Annotated in this window: 24 protein-coding genes; 13 read left to right on the top strand and 11 right to left on the bottom strand. The window is 36.6% G+C overall.

All coding sequences use genetic code 11. From position 1 onward, the window contains the following. Positions 1-55: 55 nt before the first annotated feature. The 6 genes from JM81_RS18575 to JM81_RS03230 all read right to left on the bottom strand — a co-directional run bounded on the left by JM81_RS18575 (position 56) and on the right by JM81_RS03230 (position 7,045). Positions 56-754 carry a hypothetical protein gene (locus tag JM81_RS18575; protein ID WP_261374946.1) on the bottom strand — a complete coding sequence of 233 codons (699 nt, stop codon included), beginning with the start codon at positions 752-754 and terminating at the stop codon, positions 56-58. Positions 755-842: 88 nt separating this feature from the next. After that, entirely contained in the window at positions 843-1,760 is a 918-nt protein-coding gene (locus JM81_RS03250) for a gluconolaconase (RefSeq protein WP_222430284.1), read from the bottom strand. A 125-nt stretch (positions 1,761-1,885) separates the two neighbouring features. After that, complete coding sequence (locus JM81_RS03245) at positions 1,886-4,774, bottom strand: glycosyl hydrolase 115 family protein (RefSeq protein ID WP_144800668.1); 2,889 nt, start codon at positions 4,772-4,774, stop codon at positions 1,886-1,888. 114 nt (positions 4,775-4,888) lie between these two features. Then, positions 4,889-5,338 carry a GNAT family N-acetyltransferase gene (locus tag JM81_RS03240; protein ID WP_186435519.1) on the bottom strand — a complete coding sequence of 150 codons (450 nt, stop codon included), beginning with the start codon at positions 5,336-5,338 and terminating at the stop codon, positions 4,889-4,891. Between the two features lie 11 nt (positions 5,339-5,349). Then, entirely contained in the window at positions 5,350-6,258 is a 909-nt protein-coding gene (locus JM81_RS03235) for a bifunctional metallophosphatase/5'-nucleotidase (RefSeq protein ID WP_144800667.1), read from the bottom strand. A 1-nt stretch (position 6,259) separates the two neighbouring features. Next, entirely contained in the window at positions 6,260-7,045 is a 786-nt protein-coding gene (locus JM81_RS03230) for a 5'-nucleotidase C-terminal domain-containing protein (RefSeq protein WP_144800666.1), read from the bottom strand. Positions 7,046-7,090: 45 nt separating this feature from the next. Between JM81_RS03230 and JM81_RS03225 the strand changes: the two genes are divergently transcribed. From JM81_RS03225 to JM81_RS03165, 13 genes are all read left to right on the top strand, one after another. Continuing rightward, positions 7,091-7,624, top strand: a complete 534-nt coding sequence (locus JM81_RS03225) for a DUF6913 domain-containing protein (protein WP_089260198.1) — start codon at positions 7,091-7,093, stop codon at positions 7,622-7,624. A gap of 2 nt (positions 7,625-7,626) precedes the next feature. Then, complete coding sequence (dapA, locus tag JM81_RS03220) at positions 7,627-8,517, top strand: 4-hydroxy-tetrahydrodipicolinate synthase (protein WP_089260199.1); 891 nt, start codon at positions 7,627-7,629, stop codon at positions 8,515-8,517. A gap of 118 nt (positions 8,518-8,635) precedes the next feature. Beyond that, positions 8,636-9,463 (top strand): outer membrane protein assembly factor BamD, encoded by an 828-nt coding sequence (locus tag JM81_RS03215; RefSeq protein WP_245838862.1) that lies wholly within the window; start codon positions 8,636-8,638, stop codon positions 9,461-9,463. 11 nt (positions 9,464-9,474) lie between these two features. Beyond that, the gene (locus tag JM81_RS03210) at positions 9,475-9,807 is read left to right on the top strand and encodes a DNA-directed RNA polymerase subunit omega (protein WP_171017225.1); all 333 of its coding nucleotides are present in this window, start codon (positions 9,475-9,477) and stop codon (positions 9,805-9,807) included. A 4-nt stretch (positions 9,808-9,811) separates the two neighbouring features. After that, a complete protein-coding gene (gene coaBC, locus JM81_RS03205; protein ID WP_144800665.1) occupies positions 9,812-11,017 on the top strand; it encodes a bifunctional phosphopantothenoylcysteine decarboxylase/phosphopantothenate--cysteine ligase CoaBC in 1,206 nt (401 codons plus the stop codon). Further along, a complete protein-coding gene (locus JM81_RS03200) occupies positions 11,010-11,903 on the top strand; it encodes a DUF4835 family protein (RefSeq protein ID WP_089260202.1) in 894 nt (297 codons plus the stop codon). Before coaBC ends, JM81_RS03200 begins: the two co-directional genes overlap by 8 nt. A gap of 54 nt (positions 11,904-11,957) precedes the next feature. Further along, entirely contained in the window at positions 11,958-13,619 is a 1,662-nt protein-coding gene (gene recN / locus JM81_RS03195; protein ID WP_144800664.1) for a DNA repair protein RecN, read from the top strand. A gap of 156 nt (positions 13,620-13,775) precedes the next feature. Next, a complete protein-coding gene (locus JM81_RS03190) occupies positions 13,776-14,582 on the top strand; it encodes an enoyl-ACP reductase (RefSeq protein WP_089260204.1) in 807 nt (268 codons plus the stop codon). Between the two features lie 55 nt (positions 14,583-14,637). Beyond that, positions 14,638-15,639: a glycosyltransferase gene (locus JM81_RS03185; protein ID WP_144800663.1), complete on the top strand. Its 1,002-nt coding sequence runs from the start codon at positions 14,638-14,640 to the stop codon at positions 15,637-15,639. 5 nt (positions 15,640-15,644) lie between these two features. Then, positions 15,645-16,610, top strand: coding sequence for a CdaR family protein (locus JM81_RS03180; protein WP_144800662.1), 966 nt, complete (start codon positions 15,645-15,647; stop codon positions 16,608-16,610). After that, positions 16,607-17,194 (top strand): dephospho-CoA kinase, encoded by a 588-nt coding sequence (gene coaE, locus JM81_RS03175; RefSeq protein WP_144800661.1) that lies wholly within the window; start codon positions 16,607-16,609, stop codon positions 17,192-17,194. Before JM81_RS03180 ends, coaE begins: the two co-directional genes overlap by 4 nt. A gap of 80 nt (positions 17,195-17,274) precedes the next feature. After that, the gene (locus JM81_RS03170; RefSeq protein ID WP_144800660.1) at positions 17,275-18,855 is read left to right on the top strand and encodes a sensor histidine kinase; all 1,581 of its coding nucleotides are present in this window, start codon (positions 17,275-17,277) and stop codon (positions 18,853-18,855) included. Positions 18,856-18,860: 5 nt separating this feature from the next. Then, complete coding sequence (locus JM81_RS03165) at positions 18,861-19,574, top strand: response regulator transcription factor (RefSeq protein ID WP_089260209.1); 714 nt, start codon at positions 18,861-18,863, stop codon at positions 19,572-19,574. A gap of 55 nt (positions 19,575-19,629) precedes the next feature. Here JM81_RS03165 and JM81_RS03160 read toward each other — a convergent pair whose 3' ends face one another. Genes JM81_RS03160 through JM81_RS03140 form a run of 5 tightly spaced genes read right to left on the bottom strand, consistent with a single transcriptional unit; the run spans position 19,630 to position 23,944 of the window. Then, on the bottom strand, positions 19,630-20,118 hold the full coding sequence (locus tag JM81_RS03160; protein WP_144800659.1) for a gluconokinase: 489 nt from the start codon (positions 20,116-20,118) through the stop codon (positions 19,630-19,632). Beyond that, complete coding sequence (gene miaA / locus JM81_RS03155; RefSeq protein ID WP_144800658.1) at positions 20,111-21,034, bottom strand: tRNA (adenosine(37)-N6)-dimethylallyltransferase MiaA; 924 nt, start codon at positions 21,032-21,034, stop codon at positions 20,111-20,113. The genes JM81_RS03160 and miaA overlap by 8 nt, the downstream gene beginning before the upstream one ends. Then, entirely contained in the window at positions 21,027-21,884 is an 858-nt protein-coding gene (locus tag JM81_RS03150) for an ion transporter (RefSeq protein ID WP_089260211.1), read from the bottom strand. The genes miaA and JM81_RS03150 overlap by 8 nt, the downstream gene beginning before the upstream one ends. Before the next feature lies 1 nt (position 21,885). After that, complete coding sequence (locus JM81_RS03145; protein WP_144800657.1) at positions 21,886-23,253, bottom strand: exonuclease domain-containing protein; 1,368 nt, start codon at positions 23,251-23,253, stop codon at positions 21,886-21,888. Positions 23,254-23,290: 37 nt separating this feature from the next. Continuing rightward, positions 23,291-23,944: a YggS family pyridoxal phosphate-dependent enzyme gene (locus tag JM81_RS03140; RefSeq protein ID WP_144800656.1), complete on the bottom strand. Its 654-nt coding sequence runs from the start codon at positions 23,942-23,944 to the stop codon at positions 23,291-23,293.

Genomic DNA, 23,944 nt, shown 5'->3' with positions numbered 1-23,944 from the left:
GTTTAAATCCCATCGTGAATAATTTTAACAATTTAATATATGAGAAGTGTAATAACTAATTTAATGTAGCCAGGTTTGTTATTGTTTCTGTGTCAGCTAACTTTCTTCCTTCTTCAATTCCTAGCCAAGAATCGCTTGCATGTTTCTCTGACCAAAATCCGTTTAAAATAGATTGATTCAAGACTTTATATACAACTACGCCTTTATATATTTTATATGCATCACCTTCATAAGAAAAATTAATGACCAAAATATTATTGTTATAAAAACCAGTACCAACTTGGGTTTGCTCACCACCAATTACCCATTCTGCATGAACCCTGTGATTTCCCGTTTGTTTTAAGTGTAGAAATCCTGAATACCTACTTTTTTCTTCATTTTGATTAAAGCCTATGATATGGTACGTACCCTGCAGGTTTTCAATCGTATTGTTGGAAATTACGGGGTTAGAGGTGTAGGTACTGTACATCAGTTGTCTTTTCGCCACTTCATCCTTTAATGCGTTAATTTCGTTTTGGGATAAATGGTCTATTTGCAACAATGCTTTTTTTGAATTTTCCATCCAACCGTGTACATCCGTATGGATAGGAAAATCAGTTTTACTTGGGCTTTTTTTCGTAATAGTTTCGATTTTATTTTTATTCTTATTCGATTTTAAGAATAGGTAAAACATAAAGAACGCTACACTTAATAGTACGATGACAATACCGAATACTACTTTTATAGGTACAGTTTCGTATAATATATTGGCCATAGAATGAATTACGTGTACCTATTTTAAAGGTAAATTTTAGTTCATTATCCATATTAGGATTGACTAAAATTAGGTTGCCCAAATAGGTTTAATTATTGATACTTACCGAATAGATTTTACCGGCCATCATATCAGGTAAGAGCAATCTACCTTTTTCCTCTTCCAAATAAAAATCTGCAGCAGATTCTAGATTATCAATCAGCACAGTAGACGCTTCTGTTGTACCATCTATTTTCCATACTGTACCAGAAGCCCAACTACTAATATAATAATCTCCCTTACTGTCTTGCTCAACTGCATCTGCACCTCTAAATTCTCCTTTTAAAGGAGTTAGTTGTCCATTACGTTTTACTAAGAAATTTCCTTTAAAAAATGCGCCAACCATGATATCGCCATTATTGTCAACACCAACGCCATTTGGGTTTAGCATTAACGGGTTTGTGTCTTGGGCAATTGTAATATTGCCTTTTAAATCTATATGATAAATACGACCTAACTCTGGTACTAATTTAGCCTCATCACTTTCTAGGGGCCAAAGGTTATTGTCTTTGTCGCGCATGTATTGGGTGGCACCCATATCGGCTACATAAATTCCTGTGTCATCTGCATTTATGGACACATCGTTTAAATATAACACCTCTTTAGGGAAGTCATCTTTGTCGACAAATACACTTTTGTTTCCTTGTTCATCAATTTTCCAAATACGTGTAACATCAGAAAAGTATAAGTGATTATTTAGATATACAATTCCTTTAGGTTCATTAAAGCCATTGGCAAAGGTTGTGACCCCTTCTGTAGAAATTTGGACTACGGAACCATCACCTTCATCTTTGCCGTTCATTATAGTAACATAATAATTGCCGTTGAAACCTTTGGTTATACTTTCTGGCTTAACACCCACTTCAACAGGAAATTGAATTTCATTTTGTGAAAAACAGAAAGAAATGGCAAAAAATATTGAAACGCAGAGTAAAATTGTGGAACGTAGTTGACTGTACATTTTCATGAGTGTTGGTTTTAAGTTGATGCAAGCTAAATTTAATAAAAAATAACCTTACAAAATTGCCCTTTGTAGTGTTAAACAATTGAAATCTATATCGTTATATTTTTATTTGCTTCTCATAAAGTCCCTTATTCTTGTTTTCTATTTTGGAATTTAAAAGTTTTAGGTCCTATATAAGATTTTTTTAATCCGCCAAAATCCAACATAACTTTTTGTACTACCATACCTGGATCAATTACATGTAATTTAAGGGTATGTATCCCAGGAGTATCAATTTGCATTTTAATAGAATTGATGGCACTATTTCTCATTACGTTCTTGGCCCATTCCTGGGAATATTCCTTTACAAAATTTGATTGTACTACTATGTCCTGTTCATCTAACTGCATACCATATGCGGTACCATGTTCCTTATCTTTTGAAAACAGGGGAAGCATAACGGTCTGTATACTGACCTCACCGGGTTTTTCAACATAAAAATCATACGCCACGTAAGAATCGTACCCTTGGTCAAAAGTTGCATTGCCCAATTGCAAGGCTTCATTTGAATAGCCCAGACCAGGGATTTTTTGAAAATGGATACCACCATTTTCTGTTTTTCTATGAAAATTTGTAGGATTAATACTAATTACCCCATCCATGGGCATATAGATAGAATTGTTAGGAGCAACTTGCTTGTTGGCTACGACTTTTATAATACTCTTTTCTGTTGAAGTGTGAATTATAATTTCACCCTCATTTTGTCCTAAGTTTGGCACTCGATCCCAAATTACGGAAACGTTAATACGTTCTTGTGTTTGAACTGTTCCTTTTAATCTATCTAAAATCAGCCAAGGGGCACTTGTATTTGTATAAAAATTTAGAGGCTCTTTACCGGTGTTGTACACTTCAATAAAATGTGATTGTTTATTTAAATTGCTGAATTGGGGAAGGGTTTGGTTTTCTGTTTTTTCAGAATTGCTGCCTTCTACAAAAATTTCAAGAGATCCATCTTTAGGTGTAATTATTTTCTTGGTAGGCGCAATTTGAACTTGTGGCAAGAAGCCTGGAGCGGTCATCATTCCATTCCATTTTCCGTTCAATAGATTATTATACTTTTTGGTGATATCCGCTAAGGAATCATGATATAAAACAACTTTTGCCGCCAGTTCATTGGTAGTGGTTCTTTTTTGTTTGGCATACCATCTGTTTTTTTGTGCCAATAACATTTCATGGTTGTATAATGATGCGCCTTTTACAGGGTAGTAGACCATTTCGTAAAAAGCAGCTTTTTTTTCATCAGGAAGTTCTTTTAAAATTTTCGTTGCCATTTGTGCAATTTTGCCATATTCCGCCAATCTGGTTTCCGCCTCGTTATAGTTGATAAAAGAAAAGTCCGTATCTTTTATATTCTCTTTGGCTTCTAGGCTGTTCCATTTCCAATCGCCCGTCATATATTCCGGTTTGCGGGTAAATCCATGATAGTAATACCGGTCCAAGATATAAGCAAGGTCATTGGTATACTGCTCACCAAAAATATGGGTCAATTTTTCTACTTGGTAATCATTGATGTTTTCAAAATTAAAACGGTCAAAATCCCAAGCCATATCCATGAACAATTGCATTCCCATTTCACCAGGCTTTATGTCCCCAACGTTTAATAACCAGTACTTATCGGCTCCCAAGGAATATGCTTTTTGCATTTCGGTGTACATAAGGGCCGGTGGGGTAGTATTTAGCCAGAGGTAGTCGTTTGGCCAGCCTAGATAGGAGATGTGGTAATATACCCCTGCACCGCCGGATCGTTGCTGTTCTTTTTTGTTGCTTACTTTTTTAATGTAGCCGTAATTGTCATCTGGCCAAACAATAATAATATCCTCAGGAACCTCCAAGCCTTTTTCATATAGCCCTAAAACTTCTTTATAGGGTACAAATATCTGTGGAACATCAACAATAGGGTCGTTCATGTATTTGGTCAGTATGGCACGTTGGTCCTTAATGGCCTCGTCCAACATTTTAAATTTCTGCTCATCAGAACCGCCGGACATACCTTCGTCGTGCATTCCGCGCAAGGCAATGGTGTAAATGTTTTCCTTTTCCTTGGCTTCGTTTACTCGCTCATCCAATACGCGGTTAATTTCTTTTTTATTGGTTACATAATTCCACTCACCTTGGGTTTTTTTGTCCCATTCCGTAGCATTGTTGTAGAGTAGTGGTTCACAGTGGGCGGTAGTGATCATTATAGCATAGGAGTCCGCCATTTCCATATTCCCGGGGACGGTATAGAATGCCTTTGTAACTTCGTGCATTGCCGGGGCCACCATATTACCTTTAAGGCGAAGGACAAGTTCAAATACTTTTTCGTAGGTATTTGGACCAATATTTTGAATATTCGAATCCATTTTGTTTGCAGCCCAAGGTAATAGTCCCCAATCTTCATCGTTCAGGAAAATTCCCCGATATTTAACTGAAGGGGATTTGGAGGTATAACTAAGGTTTTTAAGATAAATTTCCTTTTTCTTTTCCACAGGAACATCTGCCCAATAATACCATGGAGATACCCCCATAGCTTCGGAAAGACTGAATACACCATAGGATGTTCCGCGTTTATCGCTTCCGGTAATAACTAGGACATTCTGATTTTTCCTGAACTGGCTCTTAATGGTCTGTATTAGATAACGTTCAGGTTGATCTTGAATAGTGGAAACATTCAATTTATGAGATCGAACCAATTCGTCTATCCATTTATTTTGGCCTAGGGTTCCAACGAGAATTATATTCCCTTTAAATTTCTTGATATCATTAATATTGTTGATAATGCTGGGACGTTGATTCGTTACCTTGTGCACATCTTCAGCAAAAAGATTTACCGATTTTTTTACGACCGGAAAATCTGTATTTTCCATATAAATCGTTGTAGGACTTTCAGTGGTTACAATTGGAAAATAAACATCTAAGTTTATTGCCGAATCTACGATGTTGAATTGGGACAAAATTAATTGTGGAAGCAGAATAACCGCCAAAAGAATCTTTCTCATAAATAAAACAAAAGTTAAATGTAGTAAATACACTTATTAAATCCAATTGTTTCTATTGTATGATTAAATTTAAGTAAGGTCCTGCAATGTAATTTACGGGAGAAAAAAAGTGTATTAAAGGTCTTTTTTAAAACAAACACTATTTGCTATGCCAACATAAGGTGGATAGTTGGCAATAACCTGATAACCATTTTTCTTATAAAGGGCTATAGCTTCTGGCTGCCGCAAACCAGTTTCCAACACACAGGTTTTATAACCTAATTCTTTTGCCCATTCTTCCAGCCCTGTCAAAATTTTAGATGCAAAACCTTGACCGCGATTTTCTGGTAGTACGAACATTCGTTTTACCTCAACTGAAGTTTCATTGAACTTTTTAATAGCGCCACAGGCTATAGGCATATCATCCTCATACAAAACTAGTGTATGTTTTAGATGGGTAATACCATTGAACTGGGCATAGAAACTATGATCCTCACCGTCACGTTTTGCAAGGTCTGTGTCCAAAAGACTGACTAAATCCTTAAAATCTGGGTTTTGAGAGTCTGTACGGAGTATTTGAATCATTAGTTACAATTTTAGACTTTTATGGAATAGCCAGAGGCTGTATTTTTTTCGATATCAAAATTAAAATCTATCCTGCCCAAGTGAACGCCAAAGCACCCCACCTGATTCACCAAGACGTCCCTATCATTAGCATTGCTGATTATAGTAGGTTTTTCCAAAAATGTATGGGTATGGCCTCCAATAATCAAATCTGTGTATTTAGTTTTTTTTGCCAATTTTAAATCATCTGGTTTGTTGATAGAGGCATACTCATATCCTAAGTGCGAAAGACAGATGATTAAATGGCATTGTTCCGATAATTTTAATTGCTGCTCTGTTTCAACGGCAAGTTCATAAGGATCTAAATATTTTGTTTCCTGATATAATTGTTTGCTTACCAACCCATTCAGCTCAATTCCTAATCCGTAAACCCCAATTTTTATACCATCCTTTATATAAATTTGATAGGGTTTGGTCAGTCCTTGCAATGGTGTATTGGTAAAATCGTAATTAGCGGAGATAAAATCAAAATTAGCATGAGGCATTTGCGCAAGGAGTCCATTTATGCTATTATCAAAATCATGATTTCCTATTGTTGCCCCATCATAATTGAGCATGCTCATTAATTTAAATTCAAGTTCGCCCCCATAAAAATTAAAATACGGTGTACCTTGAAAGATATCTCCGGCATCAAATAACAAGGTGTTGGGATTCTCTTTCCTTATACGCTCCACTAGTCCGGCCCTACGGGCCAATCCACCAAGGCCGGGAAAATTAGCATGATCCTTTGGGAAGGCGTCTATATGGCTATGAACGTCATTGGTATGTAAAATAGTAATATGTTTTTTGGAAGGGGTGGTACACCCATTCAACCCAAGTCCACCCAAAGTCAATAAACCGGATGTTGCTGCGGTATTTTTAATAAATGTTCTTCTTTTCATATTACTGTAGCTGATAAAAACGTGAATCTACTTTTGGTTCAAGCGTATCTACTTTGGTAAAATAATCTATCATGGCATTGCGTATCTTATATTCGGTTTCGGTGATGGATACATATTCTTTAAAAAAATTCATGTTATCCCCACCTGTGACCAGGTAATTGGAGGTTGCCACAAAGTAAGTTTGTTCCTTATTCAAAGGTTTTCCATTGATGGAAAACGTATGTACGCTATAGTCTTTGTTAAGTACCAACTGCATACCGGCAATTGGGTGTGCTCTCTTTGCCTTGCTTAAATAATCTATCATTTTAAGTAGCGAACTGCCTTTTAATTCTACTACGACTACCGTATTCTCAAAAGGCATGACCTCATAGGCCGTTCTGGCCGTTACATTTCCTTTAGATATTGTAGCGCGTATACCGCCATGGTTTAAAAGGACAACATCTATATTATTTCCTGTACGTTGTTTAAATATGGGTTGAGATTGTTGCAATACGATATCTGCCATGAGGTTGCCGGCCGTAGTATTATATTGACCATCGGTTTTGCTAATGGTAAAAGGGGCATAGGCAAGAGGGTTAGTTAATATTTCCTCAATTCTATCGTGATAGGGTGTTATAAATTCCTGTATGGAATCAATGGCCGTAGAATTGCTGTCTATGGTAATTCTGTTGCCTTCTATAGAGGAAATAGTTGGTATCCCTTCCTTACACGATAAGAAAAGACTAATTGTTATAAATATAACAAAGTGTTTTATTTTTAAATAATCAAAGTGTTTTAACTTCGCCATAGAGTTGCAGGGATATTATTTACATTTGTGTAAATGTAAAAATACATGTTTTTAAAAGTTATTAAGGACAAGTTCAAACAGAAATCTGGTCGAAAATTATTGAAACAATTATCGGTCAATCCTGTAGCAGTAACGCGTGAGAAAAAGGGAATACGTTCTTTAGGTTGTATTGTGGATTTGGATAGGTTTGAAAAATCTGAAGTGTTTTTTCAGTTTCAGGAAGAGTTTTCATTACGTCCAAATGCAGTTAAAATAATAGGATACAAGCGGTTATATGATAAAAATTCACCCTATGCCACACCTGTATTTTCAGATAAGGATTTAGGTTGGAACGGTGAAATTGAGAATAGTTATGCCCATGAGTTTTTGGGAAGGGAATATGATCTTTTGGTCAATTATTATGATGAAGATAGTCTTTTGTTAAACTTGATGACGGTAAAAACAAAAGCACGGTTAAAAGTAGGGTTTAAAGAAGTGGACCCATTGTACAATGATTTAATTTTTGATACGCCATTAAAGGATTTTCAGGTATTTAAAAAAGAACTGAAAAAATATTTAGGCATTTTTAAGGAGATTTAGTTATGAAAGAATTACAAGGAGCAGGTGTTGCATTGATTACGCCTTTTAAAGAAGATGGTACAGTAGACGTAGTTGCTCTTAAACAAGTAGTAGCCTATAATATTGAACGTCATATAGATTATTTGGTAGTATTGGGTACTACAGCAGAATCGGTAACATTGACCAAAGCAGAAAAGCAACTGGTCATGAATACGGTAGAGGAGGCGAATGCCGGTAGACTTCCATTAGTGCTAGGTGTAGGTGGTAATAACACTATGGGCCTTGTAGAGGAATTAAAAACCCTTGATCTAACTGGGTATACGGCCATATTATCTGTGTCCCCTTATTATAACAGGCCAACCCAGGAAGGTATTTACCAACATTTCAAGGCCATATCCAATGCATCTCCATTACCAATTATACTTTACAATGTACCAGGTAGGACGGGAAGTAATATGTTGCCCGATACCGTGGTAAGATTGGCAAAGAATTTTGACAATATCGTTGCCGTCAAAGAGGCCTGTGGCAATATGATACAGATACAGGAATTAATAGCTAAGCGACCAAAAGGTTTCTTAGTACTTTCTGGCGATGATATCACCGCGTTACCCACCATAGTAGCGGGTGGTGAAGGGGTTATTTCCGTAATAGGGCAGGGACTTCCGCTAGAGTTTTCATCAATGGTCCATGAAGCCATGAACGGACATGTGGAGGAGGCCTACGTACTTCATTATAAAATGCAGGAAGGCATGCAACTTATTTTTGAAGAAGGAAACCCGGCGGGTGTTAAGGTAATGATAGAATACTTAGGTCTTGCCAAACCATACGTACGCTTACCATTGATTCGTGCAACAGATGCATTGAAACATCGTATAGTTTCCTTTATGGAATCTATAGTGCGCATACCTGCATAATTTTCGTTAAATCTTCCATAAAAGGGACTTTTCTGCTATGGAAAGCATGTATTTTTATTGGTTTAAAATGTTTTTTAAATCCATTGATAATCACTAATTTTGCAAAATGTTTTTTAATATGAGGAGATTATTCCCAATTCTGTTGATTACCATTGCTTTACAATCGTGCAACGAGTACCAAAAAGTGCTTAAGAACGATGATGTAAAAGCAAAGTATGATATGGCAGAAAAATTTTATGCGGAGGGCGACTTTAAAAGAGCCAATAGACTGTATGAACAAATAGCACCAAAGTATGTTGGTAAGCCACAAGGTGAACGTGTTATGTTCTTTTTGTCCAATAGCTACTTTGAGCGTGGTGATTACAATATGGCGGGCTATCAATTTGAGCGTTTTGTAAAATCTTATCCAAAGAGTGATAAGGTTGTTGAAGCATCTTTTTTGGGGGCCAAAAGTTTTTACGAACTTTCTCCAGAATATTCTTTAGATCAATCTGATACTGATAAGGCCCTATTGAAACTTCAAAATTTTATCAATACCTACCCTGATTCTGAATTTTTTGCTGAAGCCAACAATATGGCCAAGGAATTAACGGTAAAAAAGGAGCGTAAATCATTTGAAATTGTCAAGCAGTACAACAAATTGGGAGAATTTAATCTTGATATGTTGAAATCTGCGGTGACCGCAAGCGATAACTTCGTTTCTGATAATCCTGGATCCGTTTACAGGGAAGATGCCATGTTCATTAAAATGGATGCTCTTACCCATATGGCCATGAACAGTTTTGAAAGTTTAAAAGAAGAGCGTTTAAATGAGGCCAAGGCCGCATATTTGGCACTAAAAAAGAAGTATCCGGAGTCTAAATACGACAAAAAAGCGACCAATCTTTTAGAAAAAATTGATAAGGAATTACAACGTTTTCAAGATCAAGGCGTTGAATCAAAGTAAATAATTTAATTATGAATATGAACGATTTAAAAAACTCTAAAGCTGCTGTTTCTACTGTTACCATTAACCGTAATGAGTTTGACAAGCCTACCGAGAATATTTATGAAGCTATTTCAATTACTGCAAAGCGTGCTGTTCAGATAAATTCTGAGATTAAAAAAGAGCTTTTGGAGAAATTGGAAGAATTTGCTACATATAGTGATAGCCTAGAAGAGGTTTTTGAAAATAAGGAGCAAATTGAAGTTTCCAAGTTCTATGAAAAATTACCAAAACCTCACGCAATGGCGGTAGAGGAGTGGTTAATGGATAAAATTTATCACAGGAATACAGAAAAAGACGCCTAAGAATATGTTGCACGGCAAAAACATCCTTTTAGGCATAACCGGAGGGATTGCTGCTTATAAGACTACTTTCTTAGTTCGTTTATTCATAAAAGCTGGCGCTAACGTTAAGGTTATCCTTACCGATAGTGCCAGCTCTTTTGTTTCGCCACTTACTTTGGCTACTTTATCCAAGAATGCGGTTATATCGGATTTTGTGAAATCTGAGGAACATAGTGTGGAGTGGAACAATCATGTAGAACTTGGGCTATGGGCCGATCTAATGGTCATAGCTCCTGCGACTGCAAATACGATGTCCAAAATGGCCTCAGGTGCTTGTGATAACATATTGTTGGCCACATACCTTTCTGCCAAATGTCCTGTATATGTAGCTCCGGCTATGGATTTGGATATGTACAAGCATCCAAGTACCAAAAACTCCCTGAGTATTCTGAAATCTTTTGGTAATCACGTTATCCCTGCTGCCAGTGGTGAACTTGCCAGTGGTCTACATGGGGAAGGTAGAATGGCGGAACCCGAAGAAATCATCAAATTTATTAAAGCGCAATTGAACAAAGGATTACCGCTTTCTGGTAAAAAGGTCCTCATAACCGCTGGTCCTACGTATGAAGCTATAGACCCTGTACGTTTTATAGGAAACCATTCAACAGGGCTCATGGGGTTCGAGCTGGCTAAAACTGCGGCCAATTTAGGTGCCCAGGTATATTTGGTGACCGGGCCTACGAGGCATAGTGTTGCCCATGATAATATTGAAGTAATTCCGGTTGTTTCTGCAGACGAAATGTACAGGCATGCACATGCATATTTTAAAAATGCCGATATTGTTATTTGTGCTGCAGCCGTAGCGGATTACAAGCCTAAAACCGTAGCGGAACAAAAAATTAAAAAATCCGATGCCAGTTTTACCTTGGAATTGGTTAAGAATGTAGATATTCTAATGTCTCTCGGAGAACAAAAAAAGGAGCAATTCCTTGTAGGTTTTGCTTTGGAAACCCAAAACGAAGTTGCTAATGCCTTGGGAAAATTGCAGCGTAAGAATTTGGATGCCATCGTGTTAAATTCGCTACGGGACAAAGGGGCCGGCTTTGGTGGTACAACCAATAAAATTTCATTTATAGATACCAATTCAACGATAACTGCGTTTGAACTAAAGACCAAGGCAGAAGTTGCGGTCGATATTTTTAATGAAATTATCAAGAGACGATATGCGTAGATTTATTTTTTTTGTGATTTGCTGTTTTATAGTGTTTGGGGTAAGTGGGCAAGAATTAAACTGCACCGTTACTGTAAACTCCGATCAGTTGTCACAAGGAGATCTACAAGTGTTCAAAACCTTAGAGCGTTCGTTGAATGATTTTATCAATAAGTCTAAATGGACGAATAGGGTTTTTAAGGAAAATGAACGGATTAACGCACAAATGTTCATTACCATAACGGAATATGAATCAAATAGATTTAAAGGTAATATTCAGATACAATCTTCAAGACCGGTTTATAATACCTCTTATTCTTCGCCTATTTTTAATTATAAGGACAATCAATTCAATTTTCAGTATATCGAGTTTCAGCCATTGATCTTTAACGATAACCAATTTGAGTCCAACTTGGTAAGTGTACTGGCGTATTATGCATATATTATCATAGGGCTCGATGCGGATACGTTCTCGTTGGAAGGTGGCACGGAATATTATAGAAAAGCCCAGAATATCGTAACAATGGCTCAAGGTAGTAATTCTGCCGGTTGGAGCCAATCTGCGGACTCTAACCGTAGTAGGTTTGAACTGGTTGACAATCTACTGTCCAATACCTATAGAGAGTACCGTATTGCTATGTACAATTATCATAGAAAAGGCTTGGATATCATGCCAGATAATAATAGCACGGGCAAGCAGGTGATAGCGGGTACTATGAATTTGTTTCAAACCATGATCAATAGAAGACCAAATGCATTTTTGATATCAACGTTCTTTGATGCCAAATCAGAGGAGATATTGAATATTTTTTCGGATGGTCCAAAAGTAGATATCGTTAAACTGAAGGAAACACTGAACAAAATTGCTCCATTATACGCATCTACTTGGAACGATATTAAATATTGAACCTTTTTTCAAAACGGAATATAGATTACCTTTGTAGTTCTAAAATTCCGAAACGTGCTTTCAACCCTTTCCATTACAAATTATGCATTGATCGATAGCTTAGAAGTGGGCTTCGATAAAGGTTTTACCGTAATTACGGGAGAAACAGGTGCAGGTAAATCCATTCTTTTAGGAGGTCTATCCTTGGTTCTAGGTAAAAGGGCGGACTTATCTTCCCTACGTTTAAAGGATCAAAAATGTATAATTGAAGGTGTTTTCAAAATAGATACCTATGGACTTCAATCTTTTTTTGAGGAAAATGATTTGGATTATGATGTGCATACCGTAATCCGTAGGGAGATTTTGTCTAGTGGGAAGTCAAGGGCTTTTATAAACGATACGCCGGTTACGTTAGATGTGTTGTCGCGTTTGGGAGAAAATCTTATAGATATCCATTCCCAGCATCAGACCATGCAGCTTACGGAAAATGAATTTCAGTTAAAACTGGTTGATGCCTTGGCCAATAACCAACAGCGTCTTGCTGTCTATGTTAAGTCTTTAAAGGCATACCGCAAGGCACAGGGAGAATTGGATCGGATGATGGAGGTGCAACTTACCGCCAACAAGGAACAAGACTATAATACATTTTTATTGTCCGAGTTGGAAAAGGCACCATTAAAAGTTGGGGTAGTAGAAACCTTGGAAGAGGAATATGAGCAGTTGAACAATGTAGAATTGATCATGGAACATTTATCCAAAGGGGATCAGTTGTTCAATGATGAGCAAATTGGGGTGTTGTCTTTGGTTACCGAAATGCGGCAGTCACTTTCTAAATTGGTGGATTTTGGAGCAAATTACAAAGAGCTTTATCAGCGTGTACAATCCGTTTTAATAGAATTGGATGATATAAATTCGGAATTACAACATATACAAGAGGGTGTAGAGCCTAATCCCGAAGCACTGGAACAAGTAAGTTCAAAGCTGCAATTACTTTATAACTTGCTAAAGAAGCATAATGTAAACGATGTTTCCGAGCTCATAGAAATTAAGAACGAATTGGCCGACAAGGTTTTTGAAACGGCACATTTAGATGAGAAAATTGCGCTAAAGACCAGGGAGCTACAGGATATGCAATCCGTATTGGAGGAGCAAGCGGTAGTATTACGGGAAAAAAGAAAAGAAGTAATACCAGATTTAAAATCAAAATTAGAGGCAGACCTTGCCCAACTAGGAATGCCCAGTGCCTCTTTTCAAATTAATCTCAATGCCGCAGATTCTTTTACGGCAACAGGTATGGATGAGCTACATTTTCTTTTTACCGCAAACAGGGGAGGAAATTATGGCGAATTGAAAAAAGTGGCATCAGGAGGTGAGCTCTCTAGGATTATGTTGGTCATTAAGGCCATTTTAGCCAAATATGAAAAATTACCCACCATTATGTTCGATGAAATCGATACAGGGGTCTCAGGTGAAATTTCCAATAGAATGGCGGACATAATGAAGGAAATGAGCGGAGACCTTCAGGTTTTTTCCATTACACATTTACCACAAGTGGCCTCTAAAGGAAACCATCATTTTAAAGTGTTCAAAACTGAAGGAGAGGAGCGTACCATGACCAATATGAAAAAATTGGCCGAAGAAGAGCGAATCGTAGAGCTGGCACAAATGTTAAGTGGTAATGATCTTTCAGCTTCGGCATTGGCACATGCTAAACAATTATTGGGTAGCTCTATTTAATTTTATAGTACGTTCAAACTACATCTCTTTAATTTTGATCAACTATTAGGGAAGTTAATTTATAGGTCAATTTTGGAGTTTTAAAGAAACCTGCAATTAGGTTTTAACATATTTTGGATATCTTTGGTCTTTAACTAAACAATACAATCAACGAACATGGGATATAATTTATTAAAAGGAAAAAGGGGAATTATTTTTGGTGCATTGGACGAAAATTCCATTGCTTGGAAAACGGCACAGACCGTACATGATGAAGGCGGTACTTTTGTATTGACAAATGCCCCAATAGCAATGAGAATGGGTCAAATAGACGAATTGGCAAAAAAGACCGGCTCTCAAATAATTCCTGCAGATGCAACCAGTGTAGAGGATTTGGATAATTTAGTTGAAAAAGCAGTTGAAATTTTAGGAGGCAAGATAGATTTCGTGCTTCATTCCATTGGAATGTCCGTAAACGTGCGTAAGGGCCGCGCCTATACCGATGAAAAATATGATTTTACGGCCAAAGGTTGGGATGTTTCCGCTTTATCGTTCCATAAGGTTATGCAATCGTTGTATAAGGCAGATGCCATGAATGAGTGGGGTAGTATTGTTGCATTGACCTATATGGCGGCACAACGTACTTTTCCAGATTACAACGACATGGCGGACAATAAGGCCTATTTAGAATCAGTAGCCCGTAGTTTTGGTTATTTCTTTGGTAAGGAAAAAAAGGTTAGGGTCAATACTATATCACAATCACCAACCGCCACCACTGCTGGACAAGGTGTTAAAGGTTTTGATGGTTTCATAAGCTACGCTGAAAAAATGTCGCCACTTGGTAATGCTACTGCTCAGGACTGTGCGGATTACACCGTTACATTGTTTTCTGACTTGACCAGAAAAGTGACCATGCAAAATTTATTCCATGACGGAGGCTTCTCCAACACCGGGGTAAGTCAAGAAGTAATAGAGAAATTTTAATCAGGTTTTTAATATTCCAATTTTTTTGGAGCCTATTCATTAGAGGAAAGTAATAATGGAATTATCGTTTTCTTTTATCGTTCCCGTGTACAATAGACCCAATGAAATTAGGGAGTTATTGGATAGCTTGTCCTTACAGACCTATCAAAAGGGTTTTGAGGTGGTTATTGTTGAGGATGGCTCTACCATTTCATCAGAACAAGAAGTAAGGGCATTTGTAAATGCCCTTACTATTTCATATTATAAAAAGGACAATTCAGGCCCAGGGGATTCTAGAAATTATGGTATGCAGAGGGCCAAGGGTAATTACTTTATTGTTCTTGATTCGGATTGTATTCTTCCATCTAATTACCTAACGGAGGTGGAGCAAAGTTTACAAAAGGATTTTGTGCATTGCTACGGAGGTCCAGATGCCGCGCATGAATCTTTTACGATTGTTCAAAAAGCAATAAATTATGCTATGACATCCTTTTTGACCACTGGTGGTATACGCGGTGGTAAAAGGGCGGTTGATAAATTTCAACCTAGAAGTTTTAATATGGGACTTTCCAAAGAGGTGTTTGATAAAGTTGGGGGGTACGGTAAATTACATCCTGGCGAAGATCCAGATTTAACCATACGTATCTGGAACAAAGGGTATAGGACAAAATTAATTTCTGAAGCCTTTGTATATCACAAAAGACGTATAGATTGGAAAAAGTTTTATACACAGGTCAATAAATTTGGAATGGTACGTCCAATTTTGAACAAATGGCACCCAGCTACTAGAAAGCTTACCTATTGGTTTCCAACGTTATTCTCGTTAGGCCTTATTTTCGCAGTAATTTTGGTAGGATTAGGAGTTTATCTACCATTGTTTTGCTATGTTCTATATTTTAGTATTTTATGGTTGGATGCATTATTGAAAACCAAAAACATTTTAGTTTCTATTTTAGCCATTTTTGCAACAGGAGTGCAGTTCATAGGATATGGTTATGGATTTCTAAAATCAACAATTTGTTTGGCGGTCAGCAGTAAAAAAGCCAATGAAATATTTCCAAAACTGTTCTTTAAATAAACGCAATGAAACCGCTATTGGAATGGATACGTACGGGATTAAAAAAAAGAAAAGTAAAGGTTTTTCTTTTGTTTTTGATTTGTGCCTCATTAGCATGGTTTATTAATAAATTGTCCCAAACATATACTAGTAATACAACTTTTTATGTCAATTATATAAATGTACCTTCTAAGTATTTGTTGGCCAATTCGCCTAAAGAGGAAATTCAAGTAAGGCTAACGGCGGCGGGATTTCAATTTCTGGGTTATCATCTTAAACCAAAGCATATTACGTTGGATGTCAGTAAAATGGTAGAGAAGGATTCCTTGTATTATTTAACCTCCGATCAAATTCGAATACAACTAGAGGACCAACTGAATAATTACAGCACATTAACCGATTTTGATAGTGATTTAATTTATTTTGATTTTACTTCTTTGGAAACAAAGAAAGTTCCCGTTATCGCCATGTTGGATATTACGTATGCTACCAATCATATTTTAGAGGGTAAAATTGGTATTCTTCCGGATTCTATTGAATTAACAGGGCCAAAAAGTAAGATAGATACCATTAATACCTTAAAAACGGAACTTTTACAATTAAATAATATCATTAGCACATTTTCGGAACAAGTGGCCCTTAAGCTACCTCAAGATTTGGAAGGAATAAATTTTTCAGCTACCAATGTGCAGATAAAGGGCAAGGTCGTAAAATTTTCTGAACAGGTAATGGAAATACCGGTTACGGTAATCAATGTGCCGGAAGGAGTTAAGGTGCGTACATTTCCGGAAATTGTCCAAGTGCGTTGCCAAGGTACCATCCAGGATCTTAAAGAACTTGAGACCAATGATTTTATGGTAGTGGCAGATTATTTAAAGGTTGCTGATGAAACAGAAAATAGGCTTGCCATTACACTGGAGCGTTATCCAAAAACCTTACATAACGCCCAGATGAATGCCAATGAAGTGGAATTTATATTAAGGCGGGAATGATTGTAATAGGACTTACCGGTGGAATTGGTAGTGGCAAAACTACTGTGGGAAGAATGTTCCAGGATTTAGGTGTGCCCGTTTACAATTCAGATGTACGGGCCAAGGAGTTAATGAATTCCTCAAAAAAAATACAAAAAGAGTTAATAGCACTTTTTGGCGAAAAGGTTTTTAAAGACAAGGAATTAAATAGAGCTTTTATTGCGGAGAAAGTATTTAAGGATAAAAACTTGCTAGAACAGTTAAACGCAATAGTACACCCAAAAGTAAGAAAGGATTTTTTGAAATGGTCCAAGGATCAGACTTTTGCTTATGTTATACAGGAGACCGCACTTTTATTTGAGAACAATTCCCAGAAGTTATATGATGAGGTAATTTTGGTTACCGCTCCAAAAGAACTAAGAATAGAGCGGGTTTTACAAAGAGATCAAATTACTAGGAAAGAGATTCTTTCTAGAATGAACAATCAGCTAGAAGATAAGGTGAAGGTCAAATTGGCAGATTATATAATTGAAAACATAGACCTTGACCAAACCCGTCAAAATGTTTTGGACCTACATAAGCGTATCCTTGCTAAATACTGCTAGTCCCCCAATTTTAACATTTTTGTTAAGGTTAGGTTAAACGTACAATCCTCTATCTGTTAAATCTTTAATTTTATGCTCCAATGAACAAAAAGTTATTTGTGCTCTTAATAGTTTTAATGAGCCTTTCGCTTATTGGTCTGATTTTCGTTCAAAGTTTCTGGATCAAAAAATCCATTGATAACAGTGAAGAGCAATTTTCAAGTAGTGTTTCAGAAGCATTGAACAGCATCACCAATAAAATATCGGAAAGAGAGACTAAAGACTATTTTGATAGATATTTGAATGCTAAGGATAGTATCGGTGAACTTAAGGGTACGCAGCTGTTTAATTTTTTCTTTATTGATAGAGATGTCAACTCCAATGAAATAATGCTGTATGAACACGGTATTTTGGAAGAGGACTATGGCATTTCATCTACGTTCTTTGATAACGGTGATGGTGTTGACACCACCATTATAAAAAATTTGACCAGTAGGCGAAAAACTACGATTTGGAAAGAGGATTTTGACCTGGAAGGCAATCGTTTTCGCTTAAACCCCATTCAACGTATAGAGAAGATTGGTGGCCTTAATAAGATGGAAAAGGCCGCTATGGAGGAGATGTTCATGGTACATGCAAAACGGGTTCCTATTCATAAAAGAGTTTCCAAACAGGAAATTGAACTTTTATTACAGCGAGAACTTGAGAATAGGGGAATAGATATTGCGTTTGAGTACGGCGTATATAGCAATGGTTTGCCCACCAAGGTGAAATCTTCCAAATTTAAATATGCGGAGACCAATGTTTATAAAGCGCCAATGTTTGTTGATTTTGAGGGAATTTCCAATTTTGACCTGTTAATTTCCTTTCCTAAAAAGAAACGATTTTTAGTACAGTCTATTTTGGGACTTGCACTATTGTCATTATTGTTTACGATAATAATTGTAGTGGCCTATGCAGGCGCAATTTATCAGTTGATAAGACAGAAACAGATTTCCGAAATAAAAACGGATTTCATCAATAACATGACGCATGAGTTCAAAACACCAATTGCAACCATTAACCTAGCCGTAGAGGCAATTCGAAATCCAAAAATTATTGCGGATCAAGAAAAGGTATTACGTTATCTGCAAATGATTCGTGATGAGAACAAGCGTATGCATGCACAAGTTGAGAACGTTTTAAGAATATCCAAATTGGAGAAAAATCAATTGGATATCAGTAAGGATAGGGTAGACGTGCATGAAATCATAGAGGATGCAATAACCCATGTAGATTTGATCGTTGCGGATAGGGGAGGTTATATACACACCCATTTAGATGCGGAACGCTCAGAGGTTTTGGCAAACGAGATGCACTTTACCAATGTAATCGTTAATATGCTGGACAATGCCATTAAATATTCAAATGAGGCACCTAAAATAGATGTCTTTACGGAACGGGCAAAAAATTATATAATCATTAAGGTACAGGATCAAGGTGCCGGTATGAGCAAAGCCGTTGTTAAAAAAGTTTTTGAAAAATTTTACAGGGAGCACACAGGTGATATCCATAACGTAAAAGGACACGGACTGGGGCTTGCGTACGTTAAAAAAATTGTTGAAGATCATCAAGGCGAAGTTTATGCCGAGAGCGAAAAAGGAAAAGGAAGTACATTTTACATCAAACTGCCGTTAATATAAATATTATGGAAACAATAAATAAGAAAATACTTTTAGTTGAGGACGATCCAAATTTTGGAATTGTATTGAAAGATTATTTGTCAATGAACGACTTTGATGTTACGTTGGCTAAAAATGGAATGGAGGGATTTGAAAAGTTCAAGAAGGATAATTTTGATATCTGCATTTTGGATGTAATGATGCCCTATAAGGATGGATTTACATTGGCGAAGGAAATTAGGGAGAAGAATGAGAACGTTCCAATAGTATTTCTTACGGCGAAAACAATGAAGGAAGATGTTTTGAAGGGATATAAGGCAGGGGCGGATGATTACCTGAACAAACCTTTTGATTCTGAAGTATTGTTGATGAAGCTAAAGGCCATTTTACAACGTAAAGCTTCCAATGGTTTGGCGGATAGTAAAAAGTTTGAATTTACAATTGGTGGTTTTCATCTAAATTCTAAACTAAGATTCTTGAAATATAAGGATAATGAAGCTATTAAATTATCTCCTAAAGAAAATGAGCTTTTACGTTTGTTGGCCTTACATGAAAATGACTTAATGCCAAGGGAATTGGCATTGACCAAAATTTGGAGGGACGATAATTACTTTACTTCACGTAGTATGGATGTATACATTGCAAAACTACGTAAGTACCTAAAAGTGGATGATACCGTAGAAATTTTAAATATTCACGGTGAAGGTTTCCGTTTAGTTGTCAAGAACGAGGGTGAATAATTTACCTATAATCCTATGAAAATTTAAAAGCATCCGGTTTAGGATGCTTTTTTAGTTACAACATTTTTATAATATCCGCTACTATGGCTTCAGGAGATTGGTCAATGGATACGGTTATGGCATCATGGGGGATTTCTAAAGTATCAAACTGTGACCTTAATAATCCTTTGGGCATAAAATGATTTTTGCGCTGAATCAACCGATCATTGATAAGTTCATAACTTCCTTCCAGGTAAACTATTTTGTGTAAACCTTCTAATTGATTTCCTAAAATAACCCTGTATTTTTCCTTTAAAGCGGAGCAAACAATTACAGCGCCCGTTGTTGTGTGTTCTAAGGCAAGTTTATTTAATCGTTCCAACCAACCTTGGCGGTCGTCATCGTTTAATGGAATACCAACGCTCATTTTTTTAATGTTCGAAGCCGGATGAAAATCGTCTCCGTCAAAAAAAGGAATGTTTAATTTTTGTGCCAATAGCGTGCCTATGGTAGTTTTTCCACTGCCCGAAACACCCATTACAAATAAAATCTGTGGATTATTCATGAATTAGGTTTACTAGTTCTTCATCAATTTTAAGAATTATTGTGCTAAGATTATCATCATAGTTGAACCAAAATGTGTCTATATTTTTTAAGAACCAAGTAAGTTGGCGTTTTGCAAACCTCCTAGTATTCTTTTTGATTTCGGCAATGGCAAAATCCAAAGTCCATTCACCTTCAAAATATCTGAACAATTCTTTATATCCTACAGTTTGTAATGCGTTATACGATTTATAGAAATGTAGGCTTTTGGCCTCTGCTAACAAACCTTCTTCCATCATAAGGTCAACTCTTTTGTTTATTCGGTCATATATTACAGGCCTATCGGCTTTAAGACCTACGGTAATTACGCTGAAGTCTCTTTTTTCTTTAGGTTTATTGATAAAAGTTGAATAGGGTCGGCCACTTCCAATACATACCTCTAAAGCCCTTATTACGCGTTGTGGATTATGTACATCAACCTTTCCGAAATATTCCGGGTCCAATTCCCTTAAGGTTTCCTGCAAATAGGGTAATCCTTTATTTTCCAAGGTTTGATTAAGATTTGACCGTATTTCTGGAGAGACGGATGGAAAGTTATTTAAACCCTCTGTAACTGCATTTACATATAGTCCGCTGCCTCCTACCATAACCACTACCTCATGCTTTTTGAAAAGAGCGGCAATTTTATTGAGCGCCTCTCTTTCGAAATCACCAACAGTATAAGGTTCCACAATGCTTTTATGTTGAATGAAATGGTGTTTGGCCTGTGCAAGTTCACTTGTTGTGGGTACCGCGGTACCAATACTCATTTCTTTAAAAAACTGTCTAGAATCAGCTGAAACGATCTCTGTATTGAAATGATTTGCCAATGCTATGGCAAGTTTGGTCTTACCTATGGCAGTAGGGCCGGTTACTGAAATCAGTGCTTTTTTATTCATTTAATACCGATCCACAATTATAGCAATGCGTAGCATCATCACGATGACCTTCTTTGGTACATGACGGACAGGCTTGGGTGTTTACATGAATATACTTACCGGCACTTAAATTTCCTGTCTTGTCCCTGGTCTGTCTACCAAATTCTGCTGTAACGATACCCGTAGGTACGGCTATGATTCCATAACCTAATAGCATGATTATGGTAGCAATAAATTGACCAGATGGGGTAATAGGTGCAATATCTCCATATCCAACAGTGGTAAGGGTAACAATGGTCCAATAGATGCTGGTAGGTATGCTAGTAAATCCTGCTTCATCTCCTTCCACAATATACATTAGGGTACCCATCATTACTGATACAATAAGTACGGCAAAAAGAAATACTGTAATCTTGGCCCTGCTGGCTTTTAATGCACTCTTAAGTTGTGACGCCTCTCCTAAAAACTGAACCAATTTTAAAATCCGGAATACCCTTAAAAGTCTAAAGGCTCTAACGGCCAATAGGACTTGAGACCCTGCAAAAATATAGGAGATATATAATGGTATGGTAGATAAAAAATCAATGATACCATAAAAGCTGAATATATATTTAGACGGCTTTTTAATGCAAATGATACGGACAATATATTCTATTGTAAAAAATATGGTGATAACCCATTCCAAAACAAGTAGTACCCTATGGTACTTAATATCAATACTTTTTACACTTTCCAGCATAATAAGTATAATGCTGAAAATTATGAGTATAAAAAGAATTATATCGAACAATTTACCCATAGGGGTATCCGCTTCGTAAATAATTTCATGAAGCTTGTTCTGCCAAGGCGATAATTTTTCTTCCTCTTTCAATTTATGAATATATCTCTACTGTTTTAAGTACTTTCTTTTTTCTTAAGTATGATTCAATAAGAAAATTGGCATCCCTGGTTCCGTTCATTGGTGTAATAAGGTTTTCCAAGATATGAATATTATTTATTTGATGGTTAAGGTCATAAAATCCTAAACCAACCAGTGAACCATTTTTTATTAAGATAGCACTTTGTTCGCCAATTTCCCTTCCTTTGTCCAACAATACCATGTTTTTCTGGGCCAAATTATACTTCTCTATAGAAGCCGTAACCCTTTTGTTATAAGTTTCTTCAGGTTCTTTGCCTATACATGCTCCTAGGCATAATCCATCGTCATAATTGGAACAATTTGAACGTGCTTCACTTATACCGTTAAGTTTTTCGCATAGTTGAAACTCTTTGGTTATTTTAAACAAATGATTTTTTCCGCTAAAAATGCCATTGAACAATCCTAGAGGTTCCTTGCACTCCTTGTATGGTTTTATGCGTAATGTTATATACCCATTTTCATTCTTCTCTTTACATAAGGCATGGGAGTACATTCTTTTTCTTGGTATGGCATTGTACTTAGGTCTAAGTTTCAAAAGTTCTTCGTATTCCTTCAGTATGGCCACCAATTCATTTCCTGTTTCCTCATAAGTGACTTTTTTGGTGTCTTTGGCCAATTTTCGTGATTTGTCCCCGTTTTTGGTAAAGAGTTGGTTTACCTTCTTTTTAATATCGGTAGTCTTATTCAGATATATGATGTCCCCATCTTTATTATGCATGTAGAATACTCCTGTTTTATTGGGTAGATCTCTAACGATATCTAATTGTTTTTCAGAAAGCTCACCTTGGCTTTCTTTGCGTATGGTTTCTTTGATAATTACTTTTTCGGAATCTTTGGCAAGCAATAATTTAAATAGTTTTATGGTGGCCAGGGCATCACCATTAGCCCTATGGCGATCACTTACCGGAATACCCAAAGATCTTACCAATTTTCCCAAGCTATATGATTCTGCTTCTGGTAATAATAATTTTGAGAGGTCTACGGTACATAAGGTTTTGCGCTCAAAGTTGTAACCCAACCTTCTAAATTCCGTCCGTAGGATTCTGTAATCAAATTGAGCATTATGCGCTACTAAAACGGTATCCTCTGTAATTTCAATAATTCTTTTGGCTACTTCATAAAATTTGGGGGCAGTCCTTAACATTTTATTGTTGATTCCTGTTAATTTGACTACGAAAGGCTGTATTTCCTTTTCAGGATTTATAAGACTTATAAATTTATCCACCACTTGTTGACCGTCAAATTTATGGATAGCAATTTCCGTAATGCCTTCTTCATTAAATTTACCACCAGTGGTTTCAATATCTAAAATTGCGTACATTCAGTAAAAATGGTTTTTAAGTATGGTTGGTTTACAATTAATTTCGTGACCCAAAGATACTACTTCCTATACGTACCATATTGCTGCCTTCTTCTATGGCAACTTTATAATCACCGCTCATGCCCATAGAAAGAATATTAAAATCTGCATATTTAGATTGTAGTTGTTCATATAAGGTAAAAAGATTTTTGAACTCACGACGTACTTGCTCCTTATCATCGGTAAAAGTGGCCATCCCCATTAATCCTTCGATTTTAACGTTTTCAAATGATTTAAAATCTTCATTATCAACAAGTTCTAGTAATTCCTTTTCGTCGAATCCAAATTTGGTATCTTCTTCTGCAATATGTACCTGCAATAGACAGGAAATGGTTCTATTGTGTTTTTTTGCCTGTTTATTTATTTCCTTAAGTAATCTTGGGCTATCCACGCCATGAATCAAAGCTACATACTCCGCCAAATATTTGACCTTGTTTCTTTGTAAGTGTCCGATCATATGCCATTCTATATCCTTTGGCATTGCTTGCCACTTTTCGGTCATTTCTTGAACCTTATTTTCTCCAAAGATACGTTGGCCTTCCGCATAAGCTTGGTCTAAATCTGCTATTGGTTTTGTTTTGGACACGGCAATCAATGTAACCGTGTCCGGAAGAGATTGAACAATAGCGGCTAAATTTTCCTTTATGGACAT

Source organism: Maribacter sp. MAR_2009_72 (genome assembly GCF_007827235.1).
Lineage (GTDB): Bacteria > Bacteroidota > Bacteroidia > Flavobacteriales > Flavobacteriaceae > Maribacter > Maribacter sedimenticola.
This window is presented reverse-complemented; position numbering and strand designations above follow the sequence as displayed.